This is a genomic window from Lentzea sp. NEAU-D7 (genome assembly GCF_026242055.1).
Taxonomy (GTDB): domain Bacteria; phylum Actinomycetota; class Actinomycetes; order Mycobacteriales; family Pseudonocardiaceae; genus Lentzea.
In genome coordinates this window covers 169,420-184,302 of record NZ_JAPJDL010000008.1, presented here as the reverse complement: position 1 = coordinate 184,302, position 14,883 = coordinate 169,420, and the positions used below count along the sequence as shown (strand labels likewise).

General features: G+C 69.7%; 18 protein-coding genes. 8 read left to right on the top strand and 10 right to left on the bottom strand.

Annotation, left to right across the window (positions count from 1 at the left end; genetic code table 11):
• The first annotated feature begins 50 nt into the window (after positions 1-50).
• From ORI60_RS18295 to ORI60_RS18270, 6 genes are all read left to right on the top strand, one after another.
• Positions 51-1,211, top strand: coding sequence for an MFS transporter (locus ORI60_RS18295; RefSeq protein WP_266038674.1), 1,161 nt, complete (start codon positions 51-53; stop codon positions 1,209-1,211).
• 10 nt (positions 1,212-1,221) lie between these two features.
• Positions 1,222-1,893 carry an RraA family protein gene (locus tag ORI60_RS18290; RefSeq protein ID WP_266038673.1) on the top strand — a complete coding sequence of 224 codons (672 nt, stop codon included), beginning with the start codon at positions 1,222-1,224 and terminating at the stop codon, positions 1,891-1,893.
• Positions 1,894-1,897: 4 nt separating this feature from the next.
• A complete protein-coding gene (locus ORI60_RS18285) occupies positions 1,898-2,479 on the top strand; it encodes a TIGR03086 family metal-binding protein (protein WP_266038672.1) in 582 nt (193 codons plus the stop codon).
• Positions 2,480-2,523: 44 nt separating this feature from the next.
• Positions 2,524-2,922 (top strand): VOC family protein, encoded by a 399-nt coding sequence (locus ORI60_RS18280; RefSeq protein ID WP_266038671.1) that lies wholly within the window; start codon positions 2,524-2,526, stop codon positions 2,920-2,922.
• Between the two features lie 5 nt (positions 2,923-2,927).
• Complete coding sequence (locus tag ORI60_RS18275) at positions 2,928-3,338, top strand: YciI family protein (RefSeq protein WP_266038901.1); 411 nt, start codon at positions 2,928-2,930, stop codon at positions 3,336-3,338.
• Positions 3,339-3,456: 118 nt separating this feature from the next.
• On the top strand, positions 3,457-3,744 hold the full coding sequence (locus ORI60_RS18270; protein WP_266038670.1) for a DUF4333 domain-containing protein: 288 nt from the start codon (positions 3,457-3,459) through the stop codon (positions 3,742-3,744).
• A 41-nt stretch (positions 3,745-3,785) separates the two neighbouring features.
• Here the strand turns inward: ORI60_RS18270 and ORI60_RS18265 are convergent, their stop codons facing one another.
• From ORI60_RS18265 to ORI60_RS18255, 3 genes are all read right to left on the bottom strand, one after another.
• Entirely contained in the window at positions 3,786-6,941 is a 3,156-nt protein-coding gene (locus ORI60_RS18265; protein ID WP_266038669.1) for a S8 family serine peptidase, read from the bottom strand.
• 95 nt (positions 6,942-7,036) lie between these two features.
• Positions 7,037-7,729, bottom strand: coding sequence for an aspartate/glutamate racemase family protein (locus ORI60_RS18260; RefSeq protein WP_266038668.1), 693 nt, complete (start codon positions 7,727-7,729; stop codon positions 7,037-7,039).
• Positions 7,730-7,737: 8 nt separating this feature from the next.
• Positions 7,738-8,292 (bottom strand): TIGR03086 family metal-binding protein, encoded by a 555-nt coding sequence (locus ORI60_RS18255; protein ID WP_266038667.1) that lies wholly within the window; start codon positions 8,290-8,292, stop codon positions 7,738-7,740.
• A gap of 99 nt (positions 8,293-8,391) precedes the next feature.
• Here ORI60_RS18255 and ORI60_RS18250 point away from each other — a divergent pair, with 99 nt between their 5' ends.
• On the top strand, positions 8,392-9,129 hold the full coding sequence (locus tag ORI60_RS18250) for a helix-turn-helix domain-containing protein (RefSeq protein WP_266038665.1): 738 nt from the start codon (positions 8,392-8,394) through the stop codon (positions 9,127-9,129).
• Here ORI60_RS18250 and ORI60_RS18245 read toward each other — a convergent pair.
• Entirely contained in the window at positions 9,122-9,544 is a 423-nt protein-coding gene (locus ORI60_RS18245; protein WP_266038664.1) for a VOC family protein, read from the bottom strand. The genes ORI60_RS18250 and ORI60_RS18245 overlap by 8 nt on opposite strands.
• A 123-nt stretch (positions 9,545-9,667) precedes the next feature.
• Here ORI60_RS18245 and ORI60_RS18240 point away from each other — a divergent pair, with 123 nt between their 5' ends.
• Positions 9,668-10,258: a LysE family translocator gene (locus ORI60_RS18240; protein ID WP_266038662.1), complete on the top strand. Its 591-nt coding sequence runs from the start codon at positions 9,668-9,670 to the stop codon at positions 10,256-10,258.
• Here the strand turns inward: ORI60_RS18240 and ORI60_RS18235 are convergent.
• From ORI60_RS18235 to ORI60_RS18210, 6 genes are all read right to left on the bottom strand, one after another.
• On the bottom strand, positions 10,255-11,499 hold the full coding sequence (locus ORI60_RS18235) for an RNA polymerase sigma factor (RefSeq protein WP_266038660.1): 1,245 nt from the start codon (positions 11,497-11,499) through the stop codon (positions 10,255-10,257). The genes ORI60_RS18240 and ORI60_RS18235 overlap by 4 nt on opposite strands.
• 7 nt (positions 11,500-11,506) lie before the next feature.
• Positions 11,507-11,737 (bottom strand): hypothetical protein, encoded by a 231-nt coding sequence (locus ORI60_RS18230; RefSeq protein WP_266038658.1) that lies wholly within the window; start codon positions 11,735-11,737, stop codon positions 11,507-11,509.
• An 80-nt stretch (positions 11,738-11,817) separates the two neighbouring features.
• On the bottom strand, positions 11,818-12,657 hold the full coding sequence (locus tag ORI60_RS18225) for an NAD(P)H-binding protein (protein ID WP_266038656.1): 840 nt from the start codon (positions 12,655-12,657) through the stop codon (positions 11,818-11,820).
• Positions 12,654-13,409 carry a TetR/AcrR family transcriptional regulator gene (locus tag ORI60_RS18220; RefSeq protein ID WP_266038655.1) on the bottom strand — a complete coding sequence of 252 codons (756 nt, stop codon included), beginning with the start codon at positions 13,407-13,409 and terminating at the stop codon, positions 12,654-12,656. Before ORI60_RS18220 ends, ORI60_RS18225 begins: the two co-directional genes overlap by 4 nt.
• Positions 13,410-13,471: 62 nt before the next feature.
• Positions 13,472-14,170, bottom strand: coding sequence for a hypothetical protein (locus ORI60_RS18215; RefSeq protein ID WP_266038653.1), 699 nt, complete (start codon positions 14,168-14,170; stop codon positions 13,472-13,474).
• Between the two features lie 66 nt (positions 14,171-14,236).
• Positions 14,237-14,746, bottom strand: a complete 510-nt coding sequence (locus ORI60_RS18210) for a general stress protein (RefSeq protein ID WP_266038651.1) — start codon at positions 14,744-14,746, stop codon at positions 14,237-14,239.
• Positions 14,747-14,883: the final 137 nt, after the last annotated feature.

The window sequence follows — 14,883 nt, the reverse complement described above, 5'->3', positions numbered from 1 at the left end:
TTCGAAACTCAATCTTTCGAACATTCGAATCGTTCGTTAGCGTGACGCAAGTGAACGCTCTCAAGGCCGCGCGGGTCGCCACCTTCACGTACTTCGCCCTCAACGGGTTCCTGCTCGGGCTGTGGCTCGTGCACATCCCGACGGTCGAGGACCGCACGGGCATATCGCACGCCGAGCTCGGCCGGTTGCTGCTCCTGCTCGGGCTGGGCGCGTTCATCGGCATGCGCCTGGGCGGCAAGTTCACCGACCGCGTGGGCGTGAAGCTGGTCGTGCCGCTCGCCGGTGTCGTGTGCAGCGTGACGGCGTTCTTGCCCGGTGCGGCGGTCAACCAGTGGACGCTCGGCGCGGCGCTGCTCATCTTCGGCATCGGCAACGGCCTGATCGACGTCAGCATGAACGCGCACGCCGTGGTGGTGGAGCGGCACTACCAGCGCCCGGTGATGTCGGCGTTCCACGCCACGTGGTCGCTCGGCGGTGTGGCCGCCGCGCTGACCGGTGCCCGCACGCTGAGCTGGGAGCTCTCCCCCGCCACGACCCTCGGTGCCGCGGCCGTACTCGGCGTCGTCGTCAGCCTCGTGACCGCCCGGTTCCTGCTCGACGAGAAGGAGGCGCAGCACGCCACCGAGCAGACCGGCAGGCGCAGGGCTCCGCGGCGGATCTGGATCATGGCGGTGCTCGCCCTGCTGGTGATGCTGAGCGAGGGCGCCGCGAACGACTGGAGCGTGCTGCACCTGCAGGACGTCCTAGGCGCGGCCCCGCAGATCGCCGCGCTCGCCTACGGCGCGTTCGCCACGACGATGACCGTCGGACGGCTGCTCGCGGACCGGGTCACCGCGAAGATCGGTCCGATGGCGGTGCTGCGCTGGGGCTCGGTCATCGGTGCCGCCGGCATCGCGACGGCCGCGCTGTCGCCGTGGATCTGGCTGGCCCTGGTGGGCTGGGCGATCGCCGGGATCGGCCTGTCGGGCACGGTGCCGCAGCTGTTCAGCGCCGCCGGCCACGCAGAACCGGGCGCCGCGGCCGCCAACGTCTCGCGCGTCGCGGGTCTGGGCTACCTCGGCGTGCTGGCCGGACCGGCGGTGATCGGCTGGCTGACCCACGTCGTGCCGCTCAACATCGCGTTCCTGCTCCCGGTCGCGCTGTGCCTGATCGCGGCGCTGTCCGCGGGCGTGTTGCGCACCGATGCCGCCGAGGAGAAGGTCACGGCGTAAGAATGCGCCCATGGATCTCGCCACTCTGGATCTCACCACCGCACACCTCGCCGACGCGTGCATCCGGGCCAACATCCCGGTCCGCACCGTCTCCCTGACGCCGGTCATCCCCGGCTCGAAGACCGGCGGCCGCGTGCTGCCCGCCCGGCACGCGGGCAGCGTCGACGTCTTCCTGGAGGCCGTCGAACGCAGCGAGCCCGGTGACGTGCTCGTCGTCGACAACGACGGCCGCACCGACGAGGCCTGCGTGGGCGACCTGATCGTGCTCGAAGCGCAGAAGGCCGGCCTCGCGGGCGTCGCCATCTGGGGGCTGCACCGCGACACCCAGGACATCAGGGCGATCGGGCTGCCGGTGTTCAGCCTCGGCGCGAACCCGACGGGGCCGTTGAGCCTGCGCGACCGCGCACCGGAGGCCCTCTCGACGGCCGAGATCGGGCAGTGGACCGTCACCTCCGACGACGTCGTGTTCGGCGACGACGACGGCGTGCTGTTCGTGCCGGCGTCCGAGGCAGGCGCGCTCATCGAGAAGGCGCGCGGCATCCGGGACGTCGAACGAGCGCAGGCGGACCGCGTGCGGCAGGGTGAGTCCCTGCGCGGCCAGCTGCGGTTCGGCGAGTACCTGGAGAGCGGTCTGACGTTCCGCGAACACCTGCGCAAGATCGGCGGCGCCGTCGAGGAGTGAGGCCATGACCCCCGAGACTTCGATCTCAGCCAGATACCGGGCCCGCGCGGACGCCTTCGAAGCGAAGGTCGCCCAGGTGGAACCAGACCAGTGGGACAACCCCTCGCCGTGTGCGCAGTGGACGGCGCTGGAGGTCGTGGACCACGTCATCGAGATGCACGGCGTGATGCTCGGCCACCCGATCCCACGCACCGAGGACCCGCTCACGGACTTCCGGGAGGCCCGGAGCCAGGTCCAGCAAGCCCTGGACTCCGACCGCGCGCACGACGAGGTCTCCACGCCCGCCGGCCCGATGGCGCTGGAGGACCACGTCGACCAGGTCGTCAGCGACGACCTGGTGCTGCACGGCTGGGACCTGGCCCGCGCCACCGGCCAGGACGAGACGATCCCGGCGGCCGACGTGGAACGCCTCTGGGCGACGGCGACGTCGGTGCCCGCCGACCTGATGGAACGCTTCCGCACGCCCGGCGCGTTCGGTCCCGGCATCGAGGTCTACGGCGCCGAGATCCCGGTGCCCGGCGACGCTCCGCTGCAGGACAGGCTGCTCGGGTATGTGGGCAGGGACCCCATGTCGAAAAGTCTCTGAGCGCTTCGACGGATGCGTGCAAGGCAGCCGCTGAGAGGAATGACATGGACTGGACCCTGGAAGTCATCGTCGTACCGGTGTCGGACCTCGACCGTTCGAAGCGCTTCTACGAGGAGCAGCTCGGTTTCAAGGTCGACCACGACACGACGTTCAACGAGGACACGCGCGTCCTGCAGCTCACCCCGCCCGGCTCCGGCTGCTCGATCGTCATGGGCAAGGGCATCGTCAAGGGCGAGCCGGGGACGTTGAAGGGCGTGCAACTCGTCGTGTCGGACCTGGAGAAGGCCCGCACTCAGCTCGTCGAGCGCGGCGTCGAGGTCGGCGAGATCGTGCGCATGAACGAGGCGGACGGCGGGTCGTTCATCTTCTTCGACGACCCGGACGGCAACAGCTGGGCCGTGCAGGAGATCAAGGCTCGCGCTACCGGTGGGGAGTGGAAGTGAAGTACATGCTGGTCAGCTACGGCGGCAGCCAGGAGGAGTGGGAGGGTCTCGCCGCCTGGTCCGACGAGGACATGCACCGCATGATCGCCTACATGCGCGACCTGGACGCCGAGCTTCGTGCGTCCGGTGAGTTGCTGCAGTCCGAGGGGCTGAGCGGTCCCGCGCGGGCGTTCGTGGTGCGGGGCAGCGACGACGGACCGGTCGTGGTCGACGGTCCGTTCGCGGAGTCCAAGGAGGTCATCGCCGGGTACTGGGTGGTCGACGTCGCCAGCCGGGAACGGCTGCTGGAGATCGCCCAGAAGGCCTCGGCGTGCCCCGGGCCGGGCGGGAAGCTGCTCAACCAGCCGATCGAGGTGCACCCGGTGATGGGCGCGCCCGACGTGGACGCGGACACGTTGGCGCCGTACCAGAAGTAACGGGATCTCTGTCGGCTTCGATCTGGTCGGCATGCGTTCCCGCTGCGTGGTTCTCGGACTCGGCCTGCTGGTCGGAGCTGGTACCGCAGCTTGTTCGTCTGTCACAACAGGGACAGCTGTGCCTGCGCAGCACACGGTCACCGTGGTGTCCAAGGTGACCGTGACGACCCCTGCGCCCGCTGGTCTTCGGGTGTTCGTGCCCGACGCCGTCGAACGCGGCGTGGTTCAGGTCCTCGAGGACGAGTACAAGATCTCGGACGTCGGCCTGGCGTCGTGTCCCGGTGGCCAGGTGGTTGCTCCGGAGACCTCGTTCTTCTGCACGGTCCGGATCGGCGGCAGGACGAAGTCCGTCAAGATCGTCGTCAAGTCGTTCGACGGCGAGTACGAAGTCGGGCAACCGACATGAACCGGTGTGGGGCCGGGCGAGAAGCCCGGCCCCACACGCGGTCACCTCAGGTCGTACGCGCGGATGATCGTCTGCTGGACGTCACCGCCCGCGTCCGCCGCCCGAGCCTTGAACGACACGTTCTTGGCCCCGTGCGGGTGGATCAGCGTGACCTGCCAGCCCGCCCGCGTCTTGCGCAGCGGCACCGGCTTCCACGTCTTGCCCTCGTCGTAGGACACCTGCACCGCCGGTGCCTTGATGTCGGTGACGGGGCCCGTTCCGTTGCGCTCCACCGTGATCGGCACGGTGACGACGCGACCGGCCTTGTTGTTCTCGTCCAGCGCGGGCGCGAACCGGACCGCCAGCAGCGGCACCGACTCGTACAGGTCGCCGGGCACGTTCTCCGAGTGGAACGACCAGTCCGCGGTCACCTGCGACGAGAACGAGTCCCGGGTCGCCTCGGTGTGGACGGTGTAGCGCTTCCTCTCCGCCGGCACGTTCGGGAGGTAGGCGTACCCGGCCTCCGGCTGGTCGGAGATGACCTTGCCGTCCATCGTGACGGTGGTGCGGCCGGTGGTCGACGCGGAGTACCCGTACATGCCCTGCGCGCTGTGCACGGGCAGGTCGAGGCGCAGCAGGTTGCCGACGCGTCCGGCGAAGCGCACGGTTCCCGGCGCGTGCGGCACGCCTGGGCCGTAGACGGCGCTGTTCCAGTGCTCGGTCGTGGCGCGGCCGAGCTTGAACACGCGCGGTGCGACCGAGAACTGCGAGCCGAGGCTGGGCCACTCGCCGAGCTTCGCGAACTCGGTCAGACCGCCGGACCACTCGACGCCCGGCGTGTAGAACTCCTTGAGCCGCAACGGCAGCGGGCCGGAGGCGCCGTTGTCGCGCTGGCCGATCGAGCCCGGCACGCGGGCGTGCGTGACGGAGTTGACGCGGGCCAGTTCGCGGTCCTTCACCGAACGCTGGACGTCCGCCGGCACGCGGGTCTTCTCGGTGATCCGCACGTGGTACTGGTACGGGCTGCCGTCGAACGTGCCGTTGCCGTCGGGCCTGGCGAGCACGGACTCGGCGTAGAACTCGAACTTCGGCCACGACGTCTTCGACGGGCGGACGCGGATCGAGTCGAAGCTGTTGAGGTACCAGGTTCCGCCGGTCGCGCCCCAGTTGGCCTGCATCAGGAAGCCGAGGCCCGCGGACACCGGCTTGGCCTCTTTCTGCTCGACCGCGATCACCGGCTGGGTGCCCTGCCGCGCGTCGAACACGATCTCGGTGTCGCCGGTGACCTCCAGCGCCGGTTCGGTCAGCGTGGTGATCAGGCCGCCCTTGGTCGGGTCGGGGTCACGCGTGCTGATCGTGCCGTCGAGGAAGAACTTGCCCTTGGGCAGGCGCTGCACGAGCGTGCCGGACGGGTCGTGGCGGAAGTAGGCCTGGGCCTGGTCGAGGTTGACGAACCGGTAGTCGTAGTACTGCGTCGCCGCGCCGTTGTGGTCGAGGAACGTGAGCTTCACGTCGTAGCTCTCGACCTCCTTCACGACGCCGACGGGCACTCGCACGCCGTCGGAGGACAGGACCACCGCGCCGTAGATGCCGTCCGCGACGGCGGCCTTGGTGTCGGCGGTGACCTTGGCGTCGGCCGTGCCGCCGGCGGGGATGGTGAGCTTCGCGGGCGAGACGCTGAACAGGCCGGACGCGGCGGGCTTCACCTCGGCGACGCTGAGGTCGACCGTCACGACGGAGGTGCCGTTGTTGCGGTAGGTCAGTTTCTGCGTGATGGGCTTGTCGTCGTCGTGCGGCCACTGCGCGGTGCCCAGCGTGAGGCTGCCGTGGTTGGTGGAGACCCCGGCGGACACGGCACGGCCGACGTCGAGACGTCCGGCACCCTGGTCGTAGATGGTGAGCGACGGGTTGGGCTTGGCGCTGTTCATGAGCGCCGCCTTGATGTCCTCCGCCTTCCACGCCGGGTTCTTCGCCGCGAGGATCGCCGCGGCTCCCGCCACGTGCGGGGTGGCCATCGACGTGCCGGAGAGCGCGACGTGCCCGTCGCCCACGGGCGTGCCGATCTGGCCGTTCTTGGCCTTCGCGGCCACGATGTCGACGCCCGGCGCGGTGATGTCGGGCTTGACGGCGTTGTTCACCCAGCGCGGGCCGCGGGAGGAGAACTCAGCGAGGGTGTCGTCGCGGTTCACGGCGCCGACGGTGAGGGCTGCGTCGGCGGACGCGGGTGAGCCGATGGTGCCGCCGGAGTTGCCCGCGGCGACGACGAACAGCGCGCCGGTCTGCTCGGTGATGCGGTTGAGCGCGAGCGACATCGGGTCGGTGCCCTCGTCGGGCCACGAGCTGCCGAGGCTCATGTTGACGATCTTGGCCTTGGCCGCGGCCCACTCCATGCCGGCGATGATGTCGCTTTCGCGGCCGCCGCCGTAGTCGCCGAGCACCTTGCCGTTGATGAGCTTCGCGTCGGGGGCGATGCCCTTGTACTTGCCGTCGCCGGTGACGGTGGACGCGACGTGCGTGCCGTGGCCGAGCCGGTCGTCGGTGGTGTCGCTGTCGGAGAAGTTCTTCGACTCCACGACGGCGCCCGCGAGGTCCGGGTGGGTCTCGTCGACGCCGGTGTCGAGGATGGCGACGGTGACGTCCTTGCCGGTGAAGCCCTTCTCCCACGCCTGGGGCGCACCGACCTGCGCGGCGCTGCGGTCCAGTGACGCGGTGACCTTGCCGTCGAGCCAGATCCTGCCGGTGCCCGCCGCCCGAGCGCCGGCCCAGAACGAGCCGTCCTTGCCGACCGTGATCGCCCGCGCGCCGATGCTCGGCAACGACTCGGCGTTCGCCGCGCTGATCCCCTGCCCCTGCACGATCAGCGGGATCGTCTTGCTGGCCGCGTCGTCGTAGCCGGATCTGTGCAGCAGCGAGACGTCGAACAGCCGCTCGTCGAGCTCGCCGGAGTTGAGCCGTGCCTGGGCGTCGAGCGGAACGACGTGCAGGTCGCCGCGCGGGTCCTTGAACGAGCGGAACCCGACGTCCTCCCTGCCCTTGGCGCCCTTGGCCTGGACCTTGCCGTTGTGGACGACGACCTCGTCACCGGTGATGAGCGTGACCTTCGTGGTCAGCCCGTCGGCACGCACCTGCTGGTCCTGCGGTGCCGCTGAAACGGGAACGGCTGCCGTGGCGGCAACCACGACAGCCGTGAGCCCTGCGGCGATGTGTGATCGTTTCAACGCGAACTCCCCTAGTTCACTGAAGAAGGAATAGCCCTCAGTGACTAAGACAGCTCGCAGAGTGGCCGCGTTGCGGCCTGGATCACATCAGTTGTTCACAGAGTTGTCTGGATCGCCCGTTCGACGGCCGCCTCGACGTGCAGGCGGGTGGTCGGGAAAACGGGAAGCAGCACGTCAGCCTGGGTGATCAGCAGCTCGATCTCGGTGCAGCCGAGGATCACGCCCTGCGCGCCTTCGAACCGTGCGATCACGTCTTGATAGGCACGGCGGGACTCGTCGCGGACGACGCCGACGCACAGCTCGTCGTAGATGATCCGGTGCACGGTCGCGCGGTCCTCGGGGGACGGCAGCAGGACTTCCAGGCCGTGGGACTCGAGGCGTTCGCGGTAGAACGGCTGGTCCATGGTGAAGCCGGTGCCGAGCAGGCCGACGGTGGTGAGGCCGGCCTGCTTGATCGCCCGGGCCGTCGTGTCGCCGAGGTGGATGACCGGGATGTCGACGGAGGCTTGGACCTGGTCGAACACCTTGTGCATGGTGTTGGTGCAGATCAGCAGGAAGTCGGCTCCGCCCGCCTGGACCTGCGCCGCGGCCTCGGCGAGCGCCTTGCCCGCGTCGTCCCACCGGCCCTCGACCTGCATGCGCTCGACCTCGGCGAAGTCGACGGAGTGCAGCACGACCTTCGCCGAGTGCAGCCCGCCGAGCCGTTCCCGTACGAGCACGTTCGCGAGACGGTAGTACTCCGCGCTGCTCTCCCAGCTCATCCCGCCCAGCATCCCGATCGTCAGCATGGCGCCAGTCAAGCACTCCAACGCGGGTCGCGGCCGGTGGTGGCCAGCAGCCGCTCGAACGGCGACGCGTCGGCCGGTGCCTCGGCGGGTTCCTTGAAGACCTTCCACTCGACGGCCATCGGTCCCATCTGGGAGACGAGATCGGCGACCTCGGCGAACACCTCGGGGTCGGGCTCGAAGCGCTGGCCGGTGGCCTGGGCGAGGTCGGACGCGTGGACGGTGAGGTCGAGCAGCGCCAGTCCGCCGACCGTCGACGCGGGCATCTGCATGCTGCCGGAGATGCCGTCGGTCGCGCCGGGCTGAGCCCAGGCCTCGACGAGCTTCGCCGTCTCGGCCGGGTACCGGGTGCGCCAGTCCGGGTAGGACGGGGTGTGGCTGAAGTCGGCGTCCTGCTTCGCGGCGAGCTTCTGGAACTCCACGACGACGTGCAGCAGGTGGTCGAGCAGGGCGCGGACGTCGTAGTCGGCGCACGGGGTGGGCTTGGACAGGTCGTCGTCGGTGATGCCGACGACGACGGGCAGTGCGTGGTCACGTGCTCGGTCGAGCAGAACGCTGAGCTTCATGGTTCCGAGCCTATTTCCGGGCGTCTGGTCCCTCTTGAAGAAACGCGCCAACCTAGGATTCGCGCTGTGCAGGGGCCGCGCCGGGACACTCGGGGAATCGTGGACGCGCGCGAGCTGTTCGCCCGCGTGCGGTTCCGCCGCCGGATGCCGTGCGCCGAGCTGCGGCCGTACCTGGAGCACTACTGGCTGATCGACGGACAGCTGGACGAGCCGTACACCGCGCACGTCGTGCCGCACCCGTCCGTGAACGTCGTCTTCGAACGCGGTTTCGCCCAGCCGGAGATCGCGGGCGTGGGGCTCGGGCTGTTCCGCCGGGTGCTCGACGGGCGGATCCGGGTGGCGGGCGTGCAGTTCCGGCCCGGCGGGTTCCGGCCGTTCCGGCCCGAGCCGGTGTCGGAGTGGACCGGGCGGCACGTGCGGCTCGACGTCCCGTCGTCGCTGGTGCTGGACGTCGAGGACGAGGACGAGCGGGTGGCCGCGCTCGACGCGTTCCTGCTGGGGCTCGGACCCGTGGCCGATGCCCAGGCGACGCTCGCGATGGAGCTGGTCCAACGGATCCGGGACGACCGGGAGATCCGGCGGGTGGCGGACTTCGCGCGGGACTGCGGCGTGGCGGTGCGCACGATGCAGCGGCTGTTCGCGGACTACGTCGGGGTGAGCCCGAAGTGGGTCATCCTGCGGTACCGCATCCACGAGGCGCTGGAACGGGCCGAGTCGGACGTCGAGTGGGCGCATCTGGCCGCCGACCTCGGCTACAGCGACCAGGCCCACCTGGTCCGGGACTTCACGCAGACCATCGGTGTCTCCCCCACGGCGTACGCGCGGGCGCTCACCTGAAGTACTGGCACAGCTCGACGAGGACGCCCTCGGGGCCGCGGACGTAGCAGGTCCGCAGCACGTCCTCGTACGTCTCGACGTTCTTGACCAGCTCGGCGCCGTGCGGTTCGAGGCGGGCGAGGGTGTCGTCGAGGTCGTCGACGACGAACGCGACGTGCCGCAGACCCAGGGCGTGGATCGGCGCGCGGGAACCGCCGTCGATGCTGCGCGGGGCCTGGAACTGGCTGAACTCGATCCGGTACCGGTCGTCCGGGGTCTTCATCATGGCGATGTCGCTGCTGGAGCCGTCGAGTCCGACGACGCCGTCGACGAACTCGCCCTCCATGTGCGCCTTGCCCTCCAGCTCCATGCCCAGTGCCTCGAAGAACGCGACGGTGGCCGCGAGGTCGGTGACGGTCATTCCGACGTGGTGCATGCTCTTGATGGTCATGCCCCTGGGACGGAGCCGCGGCCGGGTTCTCGACACCGGAAGTGGTCCAACTTCAAGGGCGGTTTGTGGCTCTGTCAACTGGACCGGTTGCGCGGCAGAGTCACCGGCATGAGCCTCGCATTCCTGATCACGACGTTGATCGCCGTCGCCACCCCCGGCACCGGTGTGCTGTACACGCTGTCCGCCGGTCTCGCGCACGGACGGAAGGCGAGCGTGATCGCCGCGTTCGGCTGCACGCTGGGGATCGTGCCGCACGTGCTGGCGACCGTGACGGGGCTGGCGGCGTTGCTGCACGCGAGCGCGCTGGCGTTCGAGATCGTGAAGTACCTGGGCGTCGCGTACCTCGTCTACCTGGCGTGGTCGACGTTGCGGGACAGGAGCGAACTGGTCGTGGACACCGCGGCGGCACCGGCGTCGGCGCGCAAGGTCGTGGTGTCGGCGGTGCTGATCAACCTGCTCAACCCGAAGCTGACGATCTTCTTCGTGGCGTTCCTGCCGCAGTTCGCCACCGGGTTCGGGCAGATGCTGACGCTGAGCGCGGTGTTCATGGCGCTGACGTTCCTGGTGTTCGCCGTTTACGGCGTGTTCGCGGCGTCGATGCGCGACCGGGTGCTGGCGCGGCCTCGGGTGATGGTGTGGCTGCGGCGGTTCTTCGCGGCCTCGTTCGTCGCGCTGGGCGCGAAGCTCGCGCTGACCTAACAGGCGGCGGCGCGTTCGAGCAGCAGGGTGCGCTCGCGTTCGTTGCGGGTGAGCGCGGCCGCCTTCTCGAACTCCGCCTTGGCCTCGGCGTTGCGCCCGAGCTTCGCCAGGAAGTCGCCGCGCACGCTGGGCAGCAGGTGGTAGCCCTGCAACGCCTTCTCGCCCGCGATCTCGTCGACCAGCGCGAGACCGGCGGCGGGCCCGAAGGCCATCGACAACGCCACGGCGCGGTTGAGCTCGACGATCGGCGACGGCGAGATGCTCGCCAGCACCTGGTAGAGGGTGGCGATGCGTTGCCAGTCGGTGTCTTCCGCCCTGCGCGCACGAGCGTGGCACGCGGCGAGGGCGGCCTGCACGTAGTACGGGCCGGGTGGCTGGTTGAGGGCCTCGGCGCGTTCGAGGGCTTTGAGACCACGGCCGATGAGCAGCCAGTCCCAGCGGCCCCGGTCCTGGTCGAGCAGCAGCACGGGTTCGCCGCCGGGGCCGGTGCGGGCCTTCGTGCGGGAGGCCTGGATCTCCATCAGCGCGACCAGGCCGTGGACCTCGGCCTCCTTGGGCGCGAGCTCGGCGAGCACGCGGCCGAGCCGCAACGCTTCCGCGCACAGCTCGGGTCGCAGCCAGTCGTCGCCCTGGGTGGCGGAGTAGCCCTCGTTGAAGATCAGGTAGATGACCTCCAGGACGCTGGCGAGCCGGGTGGCGAGCTCGGGCCCCTCGGGGACCTCGAACGGCACCCCGGCGTCGGCGAGCGCCTTCTTGGCGCGCACGATGCGCTGGGCCACGGTCGTGTCGCTGACCAGGAACGCGCGGGCGATCTCCTCGGTCTTGAGGCCGCCCAGCATCTTCAGCGTGAGCGCGACGCGGGCCTCGGTGCCGAGGACCGGGTGGCAGGCGGTGAACATGAGGCTCAGCAGGTCGTCGCCGATCTCGTCGTCAATGCCCTCGCTGGCGTCCGGCGTGGTCTCCTGGACTTCGCGGCCGATCTCCTCCACCTTGCGGTTGAGGTTCTCGCGCCGGCGGATCTGGTCGATCGACCGGCGCTTCGCCGTGGTCATCAGCCACGCGCCGGGGTTCTTCGGCACTCCTTCGGCCGGCCACTGCTCCAGGGCCGCGACCAGGGCGTCCTGGGCCATCTCCTCGGCGAGTCCGACGTCGCGGGTGTACCGGGCCAGGGCGGAGATGACCTTCGCCGACTCCATCCGCCAGACCGCGTCGATGGTGCGGTGCACCGAGCTGACCCCCATGGGGGAATCACACCACAGCGACCTGACGTATTTCCACGACGCACGCGGGGAGGGCGATGCGCTTCATCCGCTCGACGGCCTCCTCGCGGTCGCGCACGTCGATCAGCCAGTACCCGGAGACCCCGCACGCGTCCGGGACGAGGTCACCGGCGTCGAGCAACACGCTCGCGCGCGCCAGCGCGTCCCCGTGCAGTGCCGTCAACGGGATCGCGCTCCTGACGAACACCATGAACCGCACCGGACCTCCTCGTTCGCCGTCTGCCAGGACGTCGAACGAGGAGGTGCCGGAATCGACGCGATGATCAGCGTCCGATCAGGTCATCGTGCGGTGAAGTCGGCCGCGTGGTCGCGGGCCCACTGGGCGAACGTCCGGTAGGGCCTGCCGGTGAGCTTCTCGTAGTCGGGCGACACGACGAACTCGTAGTCGGCGAAGTCGTCGGGGTCGCCGCCCTCGTAACCGGCGATGCCGAGGACGTAGCGCGCGATCTCCTCGGGCCAGCCGACGCTCACGTAGTAGGCGAGCGCCTCCTCCACGGTGACGTCGCGGAACGTCAACGAGCGCCCGATCGCGGCACCGATGTCGCGTGCCATGTCCCGCTGGGTGATCTGCGGCGGGCCGGACAGGTTGTAGGCCTGGCCCGCGTGGCCGTCCTCCTGCAGGACCTTGATCGCCACGTCGGCGATGTCGGCCTCGTGGATCGGCTGCCCGTACGCGTCCGGTTCGGGGTGCACGATCGTGCCGTCCTCGCGGATCGACGGTCCCCAGAGGTCGATCTTGTTGACCGCGAACTCGCCCGGCCGCAGGTGGGTCCACTCGACGCCGGACGCCTCGACGGCCTGCTCGACCGGCAGGTGGTGGCTGGTGTCGTAGCCGTAGGTCACCGCGCCCGAGGACAGGGTGACGATCCGGCGGACACCGGCCCGCACGGCGCGGTCGACCACCTCCTGTGCGGTCGGCGGGTGCGCGAACAGGTAGAGCTTGTCGACGCCGTCGAACGGGATGCTGTCCGGGTCGTCGAGGTCCGCCTTCACCGTCTCCACGTGCGTGGGGAAGGCGGCCTTGGCCGGGTCGCGGGTGATGGCCCGGACGTGACCGCCGAGCCCCCGCACCACCAACCTGCCGACGTTGCCCGTCGCGCCGGTGACCAGCGTCGTCATCGCATGCCCCCTTCGATGCCGTCCAGCAACCTGTCGAGTCCGTAGTTCCACGAGCGGTGCATGTTCTCGGCGAGCGTGCCCTCGGTGTCGTAGGCGCCGGCGTTCCACAGCGCCGTCATCGCCGGGTAGCGCTCGACGTCGAAGTAGTCGTCCCAGAACACCTGCCGTGCGCCCCACCAGGAGTCGCCCGACTCACCGGTCGTCGCGGCGAGTTGTTGATCGTCCACTTCGGATGCCGCGGCGCCGTGCACGAAGCCCTCGACCGCCACGTGCGCGACGGTCACCTGCCGCGGTTCCAGTCCGGAGTCGGCGAGTGCGGCCAGCACGAACTCCTGGCCGTCCATGAGTCCAGGACCGAGCGGCGGCCGCACCATCGACACGTCCCGCATCCACGGATGCGCCTGGTAGACCGCACGCGTGCGGTCGGCGTAGTGCTGGACGCGCTCACGCCAGGTGCCCTCGGGCACGAGGTCGCGCTCCTGCAGCACCGCGTCGGCCATGAGGTCGATCAACTCGGCCTTGCCGGGCACGTGCGTGTAGAGCGACATCGTGCCGACGCCCAGTTCCTGCGCGACGCGGGCCATCGACATCGCGCCGAGCCCCTCGCGGTCGGCCACCGCGATCGCCGCGGTGACGATCTGGTCGACGCTCACCTTGGGTTTCCTGCCGACCGGCTTCGGCTCCTGCGGCGTGCGCCAGAGCAGTGCGAGCGTCCTGGCCGGGTCTCCCCCGCCGCTGCGTTCGGCGGCCATCCGTCCACCCCATTTCCGTAGGCCATACGGAAACAATACCGTATGGCCTACGGAAATGAAGCTCAAGCAGCGGACCGGTTGACGTACCAGAGCACCCGGACGCTGGTCGGGGACGTGGGGCGGAGCTCCGCACACACCTCGTGGACCAGAACGAGTCCGGTCTGCCTGCACATGCGCTCGTCGGTGGCCAACGGCGGCCGAGAGGTGAACCCGCCCGACGCGAGTCCCGCGCGAACCACCTCGGCGGCGCGGTCTCCGGTCGCGGTCAGCTCTCGCGCACAGTTGGCGCCATGGCCGGAGCCGCAGCGGCTGCCCTCCTCGGCCACCTCCAGCCCGGACGCGGCCGACACCACGCCCTCGTCGCCGGGCATGCTCGCTTCGATGTCCAGGAACACGGCGATCGCCATCCCTGCAACGATCATGGCGGGCAGCCAGAGGACGCCGATGAGCAGGCGCCGTTCGACGAGCAGACCGACGGCGATCACGATCGCCGCGATCATCGGGTGAAGCCAGTAGAGCTCCAACGCCGAGGGCACCCACCGGCCGGGCAGTTCCATCGCACGCGGCAGCACGAACCACGCCAACAGGGTCACCAGGAGCAGGCCGACCACGAGCCCAGTCCGCCACGAACAGGCGACAATGATCCACAGGACGATCGGCACCAGTCCGAACAGGCCGGTGTCCACGGACAGCACGTTCACGATGAATCCTGCCGCCAGCAGCACGGCGCGCCACCAGAGCGACTCCCCCAAGTTCTCCACGCGACCAGTAAAGCGGAAACGCCGCCCCGAAGATCGGGACGGCGTTTCCTCGTGGTGGGAGCTGGTTCAGGAGCGCCAGGCGAGCGCGGTCAGCATCTCCTTGCCGCGTTCGGCGTTGCGCGGGTGGCTGAGCACGTCGTAGCGGCCGGCCACGAGCTGGGTGACCGAGGCGAAGTCGCGGCGGCCGCGCGTGGCGGCGTACCGGGTGGCGGCGCTGGCCAGGCCGAAGACCGTACCGACGACGAGGCCCGTGACGATCGGGGCGAGCGCGCCGCCGGTCGAGAACAGGCCCAGCAGCAGACCGACGAACAGACCGAACCATGCACCGGACGCGGCTCCCGCGCCGAGGACGCGGCCCCAGGTCAGACGACCCGTGACGCGTTCGACGATCATCGGCTCGACGCCCACAATGGTGACGTCCGCGACCGGGAAGTCGTTGTCGGCCAGGTGGTCCACGGCCCGCTGGGCCTCTTCGTAGGTCCCGTAGGAACCGATGGGCCAGCCGGTGGGCGGAGTGGGCAGTGCGTTGACGCCCGTGGAATTCGTTCCCGTGGCGAACGGAGTCGCTGTGGTCATTTCCAACACCTCCGAATTGCGATCCCTACACCTGGTATTACGAACGTGGCACCGCCTTTGTTCCCGGAGTTGAGCTGGTGTGACTCAGCTCCCTCCTGGTAAGCGTGATGACCTGCGATTCCCCGTTTCCTGAGAAT

Excerpts from the sequence above, each read along its gene's own strand:
- ORI60_RS18275 (WP_266038901.1), top strand. The coding sequence starts at position 2,928 with ATGCTGGTCAGCTACGGCGGCAGCCAGGAGGAGTGGGAGGGTCTCGCC.
- ORI60_RS18210 (WP_266038651.1), bottom strand. The coding sequence starts at position 14,746 with ATGACCACAGCGACTCCGTTCGCCACGGGAACGAATTCCACGGGCGTC.
- ORI60_RS18245 (WP_266038664.1), bottom strand. The coding sequence starts at position 9,544 with ATGCACCACGTCGGAATGACCGTCACCGACCTCGCGGCCACCGTCGCG.
- ORI60_RS18220 (WP_266038655.1), bottom strand. The coding sequence starts at position 13,409 with ATGGCCGCCGAACGCAGCGGCGGGGGAGACCCGGCCAGGACGCTCGCA.
- ORI60_RS18290 (WP_266038673.1), top strand. The coding sequence starts at position 1,222 with ATGGATCTCGCCACTCTGGATCTCACCACCGCACACCTCGCCGACGCG.
- ORI60_RS18285 (WP_266038672.1), top strand. The coding sequence starts at position 1,898 with ATGACCCCCGAGACTTCGATCTCAGCCAGATACCGGGCCCGCGCGGAC.
- ORI60_RS18235 (WP_266038660.1), bottom strand. The coding sequence starts at position 11,499 with ATGGGGGTCAGCTCGGTGCACCGCACCATCGACGCGGTCTGGCGGATG.
- ORI60_RS18260 (WP_266038668.1), bottom strand. The coding sequence starts at position 7,729 with ATGCTGACGATCGGGATGCTGGGCGGGATGAGCTGGGAGAGCAGCGCG.
- ORI60_RS18240 (WP_266038662.1), top strand. The coding sequence starts at position 9,668 with ATGAGCCTCGCATTCCTGATCACGACGTTGATCGCCGTCGCCACCCCC.
- ORI60_RS18255 (WP_266038667.1), bottom strand. The coding sequence starts at position 8,292 with ATGAAGCTCAGCGTTCTGCTCGACCGAGCACGTGACCACGCACTGCCC.
- ORI60_RS18280 (WP_266038671.1), top strand. The coding sequence starts at position 2,524 with ATGGACTGGACCCTGGAAGTCATCGTCGTACCGGTGTCGGACCTCGAC.
- ORI60_RS18225 (WP_266038656.1), bottom strand. The coding sequence starts at position 12,657 with ATGACGACGCTGGTCACCGGCGCGACGGGCAACGTCGGCAGGTTGGTG.